The sequence below is a fragment of the Hansschlegelia quercus genome (assembly GCF_004310425.1).
In the GTDB taxonomy this organism is placed as follows: Bacteria; Pseudomonadota; Alphaproteobacteria; order Rhizobiales; family Methylopilaceae; genus Methylopila; species Methylopila quercus.
Map to the genome: position 1 here is coordinate 330,534 of NZ_SIUB01000004.1, position 11,882 is coordinate 342,415.

The window sequence follows — 11,882 nt, forward strand, 5'->3', positions numbered from 1 at the left end:
ACATGCAGAAAGCATGCGCCCGTGAACCGACCAACGCCACAGGGGAGGACGCGGGACCGCGGCGATAAGTGGCTCCCGTGATCTACGGCTGGGCCGCCCTCCGCTTCGACACCTCCGCAAAAGTCTCACCGGTTTTCTCAAGAACGGCGGCCTTGCCAGTCAGTTGCTCATACCGCTTAATAATCACCTCTATATAAAGAGGGTCGATCTCGACTCCCCGGCAAATGCGTCCAGTCCTCTCGGCGGCGAGAAGTGTGCTGCCGGATCCAAGAAATGGATCGAGAACGATATCTCCGCGATCGGTGAGATCTTTTATGGCCTCTTCGAGCATCGCGACCGGCTTAACGGTTGGATGATGTTTCAGTCCCTTTTGAGCGTCTGAGCCGGCGGAAGACGCGCCCGGATAGGTCCAGACATTCGAGCGCCACCGACCTTTTTGACCGAGGCTGATGTTGTTCTTGTAAGCTGCCTCGCCCTTCTTGAACAGAGGAAGAAGCTCATGCTGAGAGCGATAAAGGCTTCCCATCCCGGCGTTGGTTTTTGACCAAACGATGAGATTCAACTGGGAGAGTCCCGCCTCCGCAGCCGCGGCTGTCACGGACTGTAGTCCACGCCAATCAATGAAGGTGCCGAAGACGCCGCCATCACCGAGGTAAAGAAGAGCCTCTCTTATCCAGTCATTGTTGAACTGAAAAAACTGTTCCTCAGACATTTCGCCGCTCGCCATCGAAAACTCGCGGTGTTTTCCACTCGTAACGTGCCCAGATATCTTCACGTTGTACGGCTGATCCGTGAATACGAATTGGCAAGAACTTGAGCCCATGAGCTCACTTAACACTGCGGCGTCCCGGGCATCTCCACAGATTAGCCTGTGAGGGCCGAGAATATAGACGTCCCCGACTTCCGCTACTGCATTTGCGCCTGATTCAGGCTCTAGAGGACCAACTTCCAACGCCTCCAGGTTGGGATCCGCAAGAATCCCATCGATCTCAAAGCTCTCGAAACCCGTGACTTCGATGGCCGCCCCTTCGATGATGAGCTCTTCGAGTTCGAGCCTTAGTTCCCCGAGGTCCCAGGCGCCTTTTTCTTGAAGCCGATTAGCCGCGATCCGCAGCAGGTTCCGCTCGGTTTCCTGTATGCGAGCGCCGGCATCGGCGAAGCGGTCTCGCTCGGCGAGATTACGGAGAAGCATTTCGACGCGACCTTCGGCCTGAACACGCGGGGCACGCTGTTCACGGTCCAGAAGGCGCTGCCGCTCATCAAAGACGGCGGTTCGATCTTCATGACCAGCTCGGTCGCGTCGGTTAAGGGCTTTCCCGGATACAGCGTGTATGCGGCGAGCAAGGCGGCGCTGCACGCCTTCGCGCGCGGGTGGCTCAACGAACTGAAGGACAGGAACATCCGGGTGAACGTGCTGAGCCCCGGACCGATCGCCACGCCTATGCAGGACCAGGTCCTCACCGCGGAAGCGAAGCAGATGTTCGAGAGCCTCATCCCGCGCGGGACGATGGGTCGTCCCGAAGAGATCGCGGCGGCCGCGGTGTTTCTCGCCTCCGACGAGTCGAGCTTCGTGAACGGCATGCTTTTGGCCGTCGACGGCGGCTTCTCGGCCATCTGATCTCACGCCGGCCACCCGGGCGTTGTGAGCGGGCCAGCCGTTCAATCAGCCATTGATCAAACAGCGGGACGGACGGCTGCGGCGCTTCTGCGTCGCCGTGCTCGACGAGGCAATCGAAGATCAGCCGCCCCCAAAGCACGCGGTCGGTTCGAGCAGGGTCCGACCGCCAGCGCATGGAGATTGCTGTGAGCATCGAGAACAACATCCGGACCGTGAAGGACTTCTTCGCCGCGATCGGGCGCGGCGACAGGGACGGCCTGCTGGCGCTGGCCGCCGAGGACATCGCGTGGATCATCCCGGGCGAGGACTGGCCGCTGGCCGGAACGCATCGCGGCCACGCTGGACTGACCGAGTTCTTCGAGGCGGCGTCCAGTTCGATGGAGGCGTCCACGGATCCCCGCGAGTTCATAGCGATGGGAGACCGGGTGCTGGTCGTCGGCTTCGCCACCGGGAAGGTAAAAGCCACGAACAAGGCGTTCGAGGACCACTTTGTCTTCGCCATCACCGTCCGGGACGGCAAGCTGACGAACATCCGCGAGTACGTCGACACGCAGGCGCTGGCGCGGGCCTCCGCGCCAGACTGACGGAAGCGGCCAATCGACCGGGATTGGAGTGCCCGGCCGTCCGCGGCAACCACCTGCAAGCAGCCACACGACGAAACGGACAGGCCTGCGTCACTCAAGGCGCGGGATCCATGACCCACACGCAACGGAGAAACATCATGACTTACGCGATCATAGGATTTGGCAAGATCGGCCAGGCCCTCGCTCATGCCTTCGCCCGCAAGGGGATCGAGGTGGCCGTCGCGGGTCGCCGGCCGCCCGATGCGCTGGCCCCGCAGGCCCGGGCGATCGGACCGACGGTAGTCGCCAGGTCGCTGAAGGATGCGCTCCACGCCGACACGATAATCCTGGCGGTCCCGTTCGGAGAGCATCGCGAGGTCGCCAACGCCCTGCCGGATTGGTCGCGCAAGACGATCATCGACGCGACGAACACCTATGGAGTTCCGCCAGAAGATCTGGACGGCCTCCCATCCTCCGCCTTCCTCGCGAAGGCTTATCCCGGAGCCAAGCTCGTGAAGGGCTTCAACCACCTGATCGCCGCAACGCTGGCTGGCGACCCGGTCGTCGAGGGTGGCCATCGCGTCGTCTTCCTGTCGAGCGACGATGAGAACGCAATGGCCCCGGTGGCGGCCCTGGCCAAGCAGCTCGGCTTCGCGCCCGTCAATCTGGGTAGGCTTGGCGAGGGTGGCGCGCTGGTCCACGCGCGCGGCAGCACCTGGGGCCCTCTGATTTTCCAAGACCTTTTCAAGAAGAGCCAGTGAGCGGACCCGCCACGGCGCCGAAGTCGATCGCGGCCCGGCGTCGTTCCCTGCGATCTCGGCGGCGCTAGGTAGTAAATCATGAGCACTTCGAAGCCACGCCTCGTCGGCCTGAATCACATCGCGATCGAGGTCGGCAGCGTTGACGACGCGCTTCGCTTCTATGGAAGCGTCTTCGAGTTCGAGATCCGCGGCCGCCATCAGGATGATGACGGCCGCACCACAATGGCGTTCATCGACATGGGCGACCAGTTCCTGGCGCTGAGCGGCGGGCGCGCGCAGGAGCCGGACACGGGCAGGCACTTCGGACTGGTCGTCGACGACCGCTCCAAGGTCATGGAGCTGGCTGAGGCCGCGGGCGCGACCGTGCTCGAACAGCCCTTCAACTTCCTCGACCCGTGGGGCAACCACATCGAGATCGTCGCCTACCGCGACGTCCAGTATTCGAAGCTCGACGGGGTTCTGGACGCGATGGGGCTGACGCTCGACAAGACCGCAGACGCGCTAGAGCAACTCCGCAAGAAGGGCGTCAGGTAGGCTCGACGCCTCCCTCCATCGGTCACGCCCGCCTTGACTTATATCCATCGCGCGTCTTAATAAGACGCGAAATGGATATAAGGGTGGCGCGTGACCGGGGTTGAATTCCTCAGAAGCTATGATCCGGAAGAGTACGAGCGGCCGTCCGTCGCCGTCGACCTCATCCTGATGAGCATCGTCCATGGCAAGCCCGCGGCGCTGCTGCTGCGCCGCGACGAGCATCCGGATCTCGGACGCTGGTCGCTGCCGGGCGGTTTCGTGGCCATCGACGAGAGCCTCGACGCCGCAGCCAGCCGCGTGCTCGCCGCCAAGGCGCGGATGACGGACGCCTATTTCGAGCAGCTCTATACATTCGGCGCGGTCGATCGCGACCCACGCGCGCGCATTATCAGCGTCGGATACTTCGCGCTGTTGCCACCGGCTCGTTTTTCTGAAGCCCTGAAGGGCGCGCCGGAGCTGACGCTGGCCGAGCTGGTGGTGCCCTGGGAGGGCGAGACCGGCGGCGCCGTGAAGGCGCGCTCTGCCGAGGGCGACGCCCTGCCGCTTGCCTTCGATCACGCCGACATGCTGGGCCTTGCAATCCTGAGGCTGCGCGGAAAGCTCGATTATTCGGGCGTCGCCTTCGCGCTGTTGCCCGAGCTCTTCACGCTGCGTGCGCTGCAGGACGTCCACGAGGCCATTCTGGGCGTGAGACTGAACAAGCCCGCTTTCCGCCGCCGAATGCTCGACGCCGGGCGGCTGGAGGCGACCGGCGAACGCGAGACCGGGGCCTCGTTCCGGCCCGCCGAACTCTACCGCCGCCGCAAGAACCCACAAGCAAAGGAGTAACCGTTATGGCGTCGATCAGAAGTCTCGGGTTCCTGGCGCAGTTGCGCAGCGACGCGAGCAACCACGTCATCCGCTATCGCAACGGCAAGGTCCGCAAGAGCGGGCGCGGGCTCGTCTTCTGGTTCCGACCGGAGACCGCCAGCATCGCCGAACTGCCGATGGACGACCGCGAGATGACGGTGTTCGTCAAAGGCCGCAGCCAGGACTTCCAAAGCGTTGCGATCCAGGGCGCCCTGACCTGGCGGGTCGCCGACCCGGAGCGGCTCGCGTCGAGGGTCGACTTCAGCCTGAGCCTCGCCACGGGCGTCCACAAGGCTGAGCCGATCCAGCAGATCGAGACGCGGCTCGCCGGCCTCGTCAATCAGGCTGCGCTCCAGCATCTGGCGCAGGCTCCTGTGCGCGCGCTGCTCGACGCCGGGCCCGAGCCGCTGCGCCATCGGCTGGAGGCGGCGCTTGCGAGCGATCCGGCGCTCACCGATATCGGCGTCGCGGTCGGCGCGATCCGCCTGACGAACCTTGCGCCGTCGAGCGAGCTTGAACGCGCGCTGCAGACGCCGACTTTCGAGACGCTCCAGCAGAAGGCCGACCAGGCCACCTTCGAGCGCCGCGCGCTTGCGGTCGAGAAGGAACGGGCGATCGCCGAGAACGAACTGGCCAACAGGACCGAGCTCGCGCGCCGGGAAACGCTGCTCATCACTCAGGACTCCGAGAACGCGCGCAACCGCGCCACGGGCCTGGCCGAAGCGCAGCAGATCGAAGCTGCGGCCGAAGCTGATCGCATCCGCACCATCGAGAGTGCGAAGGCCGAGGCGGAGCTCGCCCGGATGACGATCTATCGCGACCTGCCGCCGGGCGTTCTCATGGGCCTTGCGGCGCGCGAACTCGCGGGCAAACTGGAGACGATCGAGCATCTGAACGTCACGCCCGATCTGCTGGCGACCGTGCTCGGCGAGTTCCGCCGGGCGCCGGCAACCCTGCCGGCGCGCTGATGGTGACGAACACGCCGCGCGCCGTGTTCGTCACGCGCGAGAGCGACTACGAACTGCTGCTCGCGCGCCACGCGACGCGCGGGCAGGCCAAGTTTTTCCTGGAGACGCGCGGCCAGGACATCGACGCGCTGGAGGACCGCCATCGCCAGCTGCACGCGACGCTTCACGCCGCGCGTGCCGCCGCCCCTAGCGACTGGCGGCAGGCGGCGGTGGCGCGGGCCGATCTCGATCGCTTCCTGTTCGGACCCGAGGACGTCGTTGTCGTCGTGGGACAGGACGGCCTGGTGGCCAACGTCGCCAAGTATCTCGACGGCCAGCCGGTGCTGGGCCTCAACCCCGCGCCTGACCTTTATGACGGCGTGCTCGTGCGTCTTTCTCTTGCGCGCTTTGCGCCGCTGCTGCCGGCAAGCGTGGCGGGTGTGGCCCCAGCCGAGCGGCGGACGATGGTCGAGGCGCGGCTCGACACCGGCGAGCGTCTGCTCGCGCTCAACGAGGTGTTCGTCGGCCACCACAGCCACCAGTCGGCGCGTTACCGCATCGCATGCGACGACAAGGTCGAGGACCACTCCTCGAGCGGGCTGATCGTGGCGTCCGGCACCGGCGCCACCGGCTGGGCCCGCTCCATCATGGAGGCCACCCACGCGACAGTGCCGCTCGATCCTCAGGAGCGCGCGGTCGCTTTTTTCGTCCGCGAACCGTTCCCGAGCGTGGCGACGGGAACGTCCCTGCGTTCGGGCAGGCTGGAGGCGTCGCCGCTGGCTGTCACCTCGCGCATGAACGACGGCGGCGTGATCTTCGCCGACGGCGTTGAGCAGGATTTTCTGACCTTCGACTGGGGCCGCGGCGTGACGCTAGGCCCTGCCTCACAAACACTCAATCTGATCACCGGATGAGATTTGAGAGGCAGAAGAAAGCTCACGGCCCGGACTGACCCTAAGCTGACGTTGCCGGGGTTCGGTTTGCGGCACCGCTTTGGTCGAGCAGGAATGCAATGAATTCTAGTCGCCCGAATGACTTTGATTGGTGAGCGAAGTCACGAAACGTCGATTCCGATCGCAGACAGCCGCGAAGCTGATCGGCCCGCTCTTAGTGGATCCGACCGGCACGCTAGCCGATCCGCCGGCCTTTCCCGCGCGTCACCATCTGTAGTTCAGCGTCGCGATAATCGTTCGTCTGACGCCAAAGGTGCACATGGCCGAGCCGTCGCACTGGCTGACATATTTTTTGTCGAAGATGTTGGTGGCGTTGACCTTGAGTGTCGCGCCGACGAGCTGGGGCGAGAACCGCGCAAGGTCAAGTTTCACCTGGCCATCAAAAAGCGTCACGGCCGGGGTCTTGAGCGTGTTGCTGGCGTCAGTCGTCGAGCCGATATAGCGCGCCCCGGCGCCTAAACCGAAGCCCGCGAGCGCGCCGGACGTGAAGGCGTAGTCGCCCCAAAGCGCCGCCTGATGGTTCGGCGTCGAGAACAGCTTCCGGCCCACCTCAAGCGGATCGGCGCTCCTGGTAATCTCGTGGTCGAGATAGGAATAGGCCGCGATAACGTTGAAGTCCTTTGCGATCTCGGCCTTGGCTTCAACCTCGACGCCTTTGATATGAACCTCGCCGATCTGCCTTTGCACAAAAAGCTGGTCGGTCGTGACACGATTCTTTTGCTCCAGGTCGAAGGCCGCAACCGTGAAGAGCGCATTCATGCCAGGCGGCTGATACTTGACGCCAGCTTCGAACTGTTCGCCCTGGCTCGGCTTAAAGGGAGTCGCGGCGACGGTGTCGACGCCGGTCTCCGGCTGGAAAGAGCTGGCGTAGCTGACGTATGGCGCGATGCCATTCTCGAACAGATAGGTAAGGCCTGCCCGGCCCGTGAACGCGTCGTCCTTCCGCTTCAACCGAGAGGCAGGACCGAACGCGGTCGCAGCACCGTCGAGATCACTGTCGGCGCGATCGTAGCGGCCGCCGAGTGTCGCGATCCATTGCCCAAGCCTGATCCGGTCCTGCGCGTAGACGCCGACCTGGTTAAGCGTCGCTTGGTAGTCCGTCACGGTGAAGTCGCGCGGCGAGATCGGACCAGAGCCGTAGACTGGATCATACGGATCAATCGAGGGAGCGGCGCCGAAGGTGAATAGGTAGCCTGTCTTCTCCCGCCGATAGTCGACGCCCATCACCGCGTCGTGCCAAAGCGGGCCGCTGGCGAATTCGGCCCTGAGCTGATTGTCGACAGCGAACACATCAGTGTCCGCGTCGACAAAGATGCCGAGCCTATCAATTGTGCCGTCAGGATTGGGAGACGCGCGGCCCGTCACTGCGCCGAGCGTCTGGAAGTCGGACCTGCTAAAGCGGAGGTTCTGCTTGAACGAGAACGTCTCACTGAAGCGGTGATCGAATTCGTATCCGATCGACGACTGATCACGCTTCAGCCGGTCGAAGTCCGGCTCCCCCAAATATGTATCGGTTGAGATGCGCCGGCCGTTGGCGCGATAGAGCGAGCCCTCCGCCGGCAGGTAATTGAAGAACGGCCAGACGCCGCGATCGCGCTGGTAGCTGCCGAGCAAAGTAAGCGAAGTGTCGTCGGTCGGCCGCCAGGTCACCGCGGGCGCTATGAAGACGCGATCCTCTTCCGCATGGTCGATCTGGGAGCCGGCGTCGCGCGCCAGGCCCGTGATCCGGTAGAGGAACTTGCCCTCCTCGTCGACTGGGCCGCCGAAGTCGAACGCGCCCTGGATGCGGTCGAAGCTACCGCCTTTAATCTGCAGCTCGCGCACGGGCGCGTCGGTGGGTCGCTTGCTGACCATATTGATGACGCCGCCGGGGTTGGACGCGCCGTAGAGCCCTGAGGCCGGCCCCTTCAGCACTTCGAGCCGCTCAAGCCCCCAAGGGTCGATAACGCTGCTCGATGTGCCGTCGATGTTGCCCTTCGGTAGTTTCAGCCCATCGAGATAGAGGTCGGCGCGAAAGCCGCGAACCATGGTGAAAACGTCGAACGGCGAGGCGGCGCCGTAGCCCTCGGCGCGGACGCCCGGGGTGTAGCGCAAGGCCTCGCCGACGGTCTGCGCGCCCTGCGCCTTAATCTGGTCGGCCGTTACTACGTTGATGGTCTGCGGGATTTCTACGAGCGGCGCGTCAGTCTTGGATCCGGTGGCGCTACGGGTTGCGACGAAGCCGTCGACGGGCCCGAACGCGCTCTCGCCCGTGGTCCGTCCCTCCACGTTGATCTCGCGGAGCTCGACGGCGTCGGTTGGGCCTCCGGCCTGTGTGCGAAGCAGCGTTATCGTGCGATGGTCAGTGAGCGTCGCCCTCAGCCCCGTGCCCTCAAGCAAGCGCTGCAGCGCCTGGGCGGGCCTGAGCGATCCGGAAACGCCCCTAGTCGTCGCGCCATCGGCGATCGGCCCGTCGAACACCACGTCGAGGTCGGCTACGCGCGAGAACGCTACAATCGCCGATGAAAGCGATTGCGGCGGTATCGCGAACAGGACCGGGTTTTGCTGTTCGGCGGCGTTGGCGGCCGCGATGATCCGCGACACGTCGGCAAGCGCAGGCTCGGCCGCGAACACTGCGGCGCTCGCAAGCCACATTGCGCCGATCCTGCGACGCGCGCCTTGCCCCCGCGATGCGCCGCATCCCCCGATGCCCATGATCTTAAATCCCCGCTTCCGGGAGCGACCGGTTTTCGGCGCTCCGGAGAGGTAGACGATCGGCCCGGCTCGATGTCTGACGGTAGCGCAAGTTTTTTCAGGCGGGCATGATGACGGTGACGTAGGCGGTCAGCCGCAGCAGCCTGATCGGAAGCGCACCGGCAAGCGCCGAGAGAGCTTCGCCCGTTCGCTCGAGATCGACGATGATCGTGACAGGCCGCCGCGCTAGGGTCGGATCGGTGAGAATGATCCGGCCCGACCGCCACCGGTTGAGCGCCTCGACGACGTTGTCGAGGCGCGCAGAGATGAACACGAGCCGTCCGTCGCGCCAGGCGAATTCCGACACGGGGTCGATCGACGACACGGCCCCGATGCCGTGGTCGTCCATCGTGGCGCCGGACCCGCCGGACAGCAGGACGCGGTCGGCGCCGCGGCTGAACTCGACCTTGCCTTCGTCGACCGCGACACGAACTTCACCGTCCAGGTTCGCAACGCTGAACCGCGTCCCGAGCGCCCGCGCCGCCCCGACGCCGGCCTCGACCACAAAGGGACGGCGCACGTCGCGGACGACCGAGAAGTAGGCTTCGCCGAAGTGCAGCTCGACACGGCGCTCGCCGTCGTCGAAGCGCGTGGAGAGCGCGGTTTCGGTGGCGAGCTCGACGACTGAGCCGTCCGCGAGCGTGACGTTGCGGCGCTCGCCCTTGCCGCTCCTATGCTCGGCGAAGGGACGCTGCGAGGCGGCCCACCATGCGCCGCCGCCGATGACGCTCGCGAGCGCCGCCTTCCCGAGATTGCGCCGCGTGACCGCGACGCGTTTAGCTCGTCGCCGCTGCTTGACTTCCGGCAGCTCGCTAAGCCCGCCCCAGAGCCGTTCGATCGCCGCGTATTCGCGGGCGTTGGCTGGATCGCGCTGCAGCCAGGTCCGGAACGCCGCTCGGTCAGTATCCGTCGCGTCGTCGCCGTTGAGGGTTGCGAACCACAGCGCCGCTTCGCGCGACGCCGGATCCGCGCTCTCGCCTCCGGCTTTTGTCCAGTCGTCGTCGTGCCCCATTGCCGCCCGCTTCAGCCCCGCGACGAACGCCGCCTACGCCAAGTGGACGAATGGGGAAAGGCCGCGTCCGAAATCAGTCCGCCTATTTTTGCAGTCGACCTACCGCGGCCGCGAGATGCGCGATGACACGGACCACCTGGCTGAAGGCGGTCTGCCGCGGAACGCCGAGCGAAGACGCGATCTCGTCATAGGTCTTGCCGTCGAGACGCATCAAGAAGGCCTCGCGCGGCGCGGACGGAACGCCGTCAAGCGCGCGTTGGATCGCCGCGAGCTCGAGCTTGGCGAGGGCAAACCTTTCGGCCGAGGGCGCGTCGTCGGACACGAGCGCGAGCGCGGCTTCGCCGTCGGACGCCAGCGGCAGCGCGCGACGTCGGCGCGCAAGATCTATCGACAGGTTACGGGCGACGCGGAACAGGAACGATCGGGGATCGGCCAACGCCACGTTGGCCGGCAGGGCCAGCATCCGAAGGAAGGCGTCATGGGTGATGTCGGCCGCTGTCTCCCGGCTCGCGCCGCGCCTCCGCAGAGAGCGGCCAAGCTCCTCGCCATGCAGTCGATAGAGTTCAGAAATCAACCCGTCCGACATGCCAGAAATTGTCTCGCCAATGATGGCCGAACCGTACCGGCTCTCGCAAAACCTAGCAACATCAATAGTTTAGATGAATTCTAGATTGCTGAGAGCGCTCCTTTCGAGGCGTGAAGCTCGAGTGCCGGCGCCGTGATCCACGCGCGATTTCAGCTGCGCCTGTTGGCTTGGCGACCGAGGGGCAAGCGGTGGGGCGAAGGAAAAGAGGCGCGTGACTCTTCGGGAAAGGACGGCGCACGATATGGTTCATTAAGCGCTGCGGGCGGACGCCTGACTGGATCGAGCATGAGCCCTGCGGACTTTGAACGACGAGAGCGCGAGCCCTTCTGGTCCGCGCTATTCACCGATCGGCGGATCGCGCCGGCGCTCGGGCTCGGCTTCACGTCCGGCATCCCGTTTCTTCTCGTCTATTCGACGCAGTCGGCATGGCTCTCGGACGCCGGGATCTCCATCGCGACGATCGGTCTCCTGAGCGAGCTGACCCTCGCCTACAAGTTCAAGTTCTTGTGGGCGCCGTTTCTGGACCGGTACGACCCGCCCCTCTTGGGCGCGCTCGGCAGACGACGGGGTTGGATCGTCGTCGCGCAACTCAGCGTCATGGCGACGCTCGCCGGCATCGCGTTCGGCGACCCGGCGGGCAGCCTCGCCTGGACGATCGTGTTTTCGCTGGCCCTCGGGTTCGCCGGCGCCACGCTTGACCTCGTCATCGACGGCTGGCGCATCACGAGCGTTCGGCCTCCCGAGAAGCAGGCTGTGCTGTCGTCCTGGACGGAGATCGGCTGGCGGGTCGGCAATCTAGCGGCCGGCGCCGGCGCGCTGTTCCTGTCGGACCGTATCGGCTGGCGCGGCGCCTATATCTGTATGGGCGCGCTGATGCTGCCTGGCATGACCGCGGCGGTCCTCGCGCCCGAACCGGCATCGGACAAGGTCGCCCACCTCGCCCGGGCGGGCTTCGTTGAGACCGTCTGGGCTCCGATCCGCGAACTCTGGACCCGGCTGGGACCCATGGCGCCGGCGATCCTGCTGCTCGTCGCCGGCTTCCGCATGCCGGGCTACGTCGCAAGCGCGATGGCGGTGCCGCTGTTCAAGCACCAGGGCTTCTCCAACACCGACATCGCGACCGTCACCAAACTGTTCGGCTTCTGGATCGCGCTGGGCGGCACGTTCCTCGCGGGGTCACTCATCCCGAGGATCGGCATGCTGCCGAGCCTCCTGATCGGCACGGTGGCGGGTTCGGCCTCGCATCTGAGCCTCGCTTACCTTGCTGCGCATGGAGGCGACGGCGGAACAGCCTTTTGGACCTTCGCCACCGCCGTGAGCCTCGAC

Annotated in this window: 11 protein-coding genes and 1 pseudogene; 8 read left to right on the plus strand and 4 right to left on the minus strand. The window is 65.2% G+C overall.

The annotated features are described in order from the left end of the window. Window positions 1-82: 82 nt before the first annotated feature. Window positions 83-1,192 carry a DNA-methyltransferase gene (locus tag EYR15_RS10925; protein ID WP_131003568.1) on the minus strand — a complete coding sequence of 370 codons (1,110 nt, stop codon included), beginning with the start codon at window positions 1,190-1,192 and terminating at the stop codon, window positions 83-85. Between EYR15_RS10925 and EYR15_RS10930 the strand changes: the two are divergent. The 7 genes and pseudogenes from EYR15_RS10930 to EYR15_RS10960 form a co-directional block, all read left to right on the plus strand. Continuing rightward, a pseudogene (locus EYR15_RS10930) lies at window positions 1,124-1,618 on the plus strand (SDR family NAD(P)-dependent oxidoreductase); the annotation flags it as partial. The gene EYR15_RS10925 and the pseudogene EYR15_RS10930 sit on opposite strands and share 69 nt — an antisense overlap. Window positions 1,619-1,803: 185 nt before the next feature. Continuing rightward, window positions 1,804-2,202, plus strand: coding sequence for a nuclear transport factor 2 family protein (locus EYR15_RS10935; protein WP_131003570.1), 399 nt, complete (start codon window positions 1,804-1,806; stop codon window positions 2,200-2,202). Between the two features lie 137 nt (window positions 2,203-2,339). Beyond that, the gene (locus EYR15_RS10940) at window positions 2,340-2,942 is read left to right on the plus strand and encodes an NADPH-dependent F420 reductase (RefSeq protein ID WP_131003571.1); all 603 of its coding nucleotides are present in this window, start codon (window positions 2,340-2,342) and stop codon (window positions 2,940-2,942) included. A gap of 78 nt (window positions 2,943-3,020) precedes the next feature. Next, window positions 3,021-3,476 (plus strand): VOC family protein, encoded by a 456-nt coding sequence (locus EYR15_RS10945; RefSeq protein ID WP_131003572.1) that lies wholly within the window; start codon window positions 3,021-3,023, stop codon window positions 3,474-3,476. 90 nt (window positions 3,477-3,566) lie between these two features. Then, window positions 3,567-4,304: an NUDIX hydrolase gene (locus EYR15_RS10950; protein WP_131003573.1), complete on the plus strand. Its 738-nt coding sequence runs from the start codon at window positions 3,567-3,569 to the stop codon at window positions 4,302-4,304. Between the two features lie 5 nt (window positions 4,305-4,309). After that, entirely contained in the window at window positions 4,310-5,293 is a 984-nt protein-coding gene (locus tag EYR15_RS10955; RefSeq protein ID WP_131003574.1) for an SPFH domain-containing protein, read from the plus strand. After that, window positions 5,293-6,186 carry an NAD(+)/NADH kinase gene (locus EYR15_RS10960; protein WP_131003575.1) on the plus strand — a complete coding sequence of 298 codons (894 nt, stop codon included), beginning with the start codon at window positions 5,293-5,295 and terminating at the stop codon, window positions 6,184-6,186. Before EYR15_RS10955 ends, EYR15_RS10960 begins: the two co-directional genes overlap by 1 nt. Before the next feature lie 243 nt (window positions 6,187-6,429). On the opposite strand, the gene EYR15_RS10965 is transcribed toward EYR15_RS10960, so the two are convergent. From EYR15_RS10965 to EYR15_RS10975, 3 genes are all read right to left on the minus strand, one after another. Continuing rightward, window positions 6,430-8,859: a TonB-dependent siderophore receptor gene (locus tag EYR15_RS10965; RefSeq protein WP_165455484.1), complete on the minus strand. Its 2,430-nt coding sequence runs from the start codon at window positions 8,857-8,859 to the stop codon at window positions 6,430-6,432. Between the two features lie 157 nt (window positions 8,860-9,016). Further along, a complete protein-coding gene (locus EYR15_RS10970) occupies window positions 9,017-9,970 on the minus strand; it encodes a FecR family protein (RefSeq protein ID WP_131003577.1) in 954 nt (317 codons plus the stop codon). An 82-nt stretch (window positions 9,971-10,052) separates the two neighbouring features. Continuing rightward, window positions 10,053-10,556, minus strand: a complete 504-nt coding sequence (locus EYR15_RS10975) for an RNA polymerase sigma factor (protein ID WP_131003578.1) — start codon at window positions 10,554-10,556, stop codon at window positions 10,053-10,055. 285 nt (window positions 10,557-10,841) lie between these two features. On the opposite strand from EYR15_RS10975, the gene EYR15_RS10980 reads away from it, so the two are divergent. Further along, on the plus strand, window positions 10,842-11,882 hold a 1,041-nt coding region (locus tag EYR15_RS10980; RefSeq protein WP_131003579.1), incomplete at its 3' end, for an MFS transporter.

Bases quoted from the DNA above. Each gene is read 5' to 3' on its own strand.
- EYR15_RS10945 (WP_131003572.1), top strand. From the start codon at position 3,021: ATGAGCACTTCGAAGCCACGCCTCGTCGGCCTGAATCACATCGCGATC.
- EYR15_RS10975 (WP_131003578.1), bottom strand. From the start codon at position 10,556: ATGTCGGACGGGTTGATTTCTGAACTCTATCGACTGCATGGCGAGGAG.
- EYR15_RS10955 (WP_131003574.1), top strand. From the start codon at position 4,310: ATGGCGTCGATCAGAAGTCTCGGGTTCCTGGCGCAGTTGCGCAGCGAC.
- EYR15_RS10970 (WP_131003577.1), bottom strand. From the start codon at position 9,970: ATGGGGCACGACGACGACTGGACAAAAGCCGGAGGCGAGAGCGCGGAT.
- EYR15_RS10925 (WP_131003568.1), bottom strand. From the start codon at position 1,192: ATGCTTCTCCGTAATCTCGCCGAGCGAGACCGCTTCGCCGATGCCGGC.
- EYR15_RS10965 (WP_165455484.1), bottom strand. From the start codon at position 8,859: ATGTGGCTTGCGAGCGCCGCAGTGTTCGCGGCCGAGCCTGCGCTTGCC.
- EYR15_RS10940 (WP_131003571.1), top strand. From the start codon at position 2,340: ATGACTTACGCGATCATAGGATTTGGCAAGATCGGCCAGGCCCTCGCT.
- EYR15_RS10960 (WP_131003575.1), top strand. From the start codon at position 5,293: ATGGTGACGAACACGCCGCGCGCCGTGTTCGTCACGCGCGAGAGCGAC.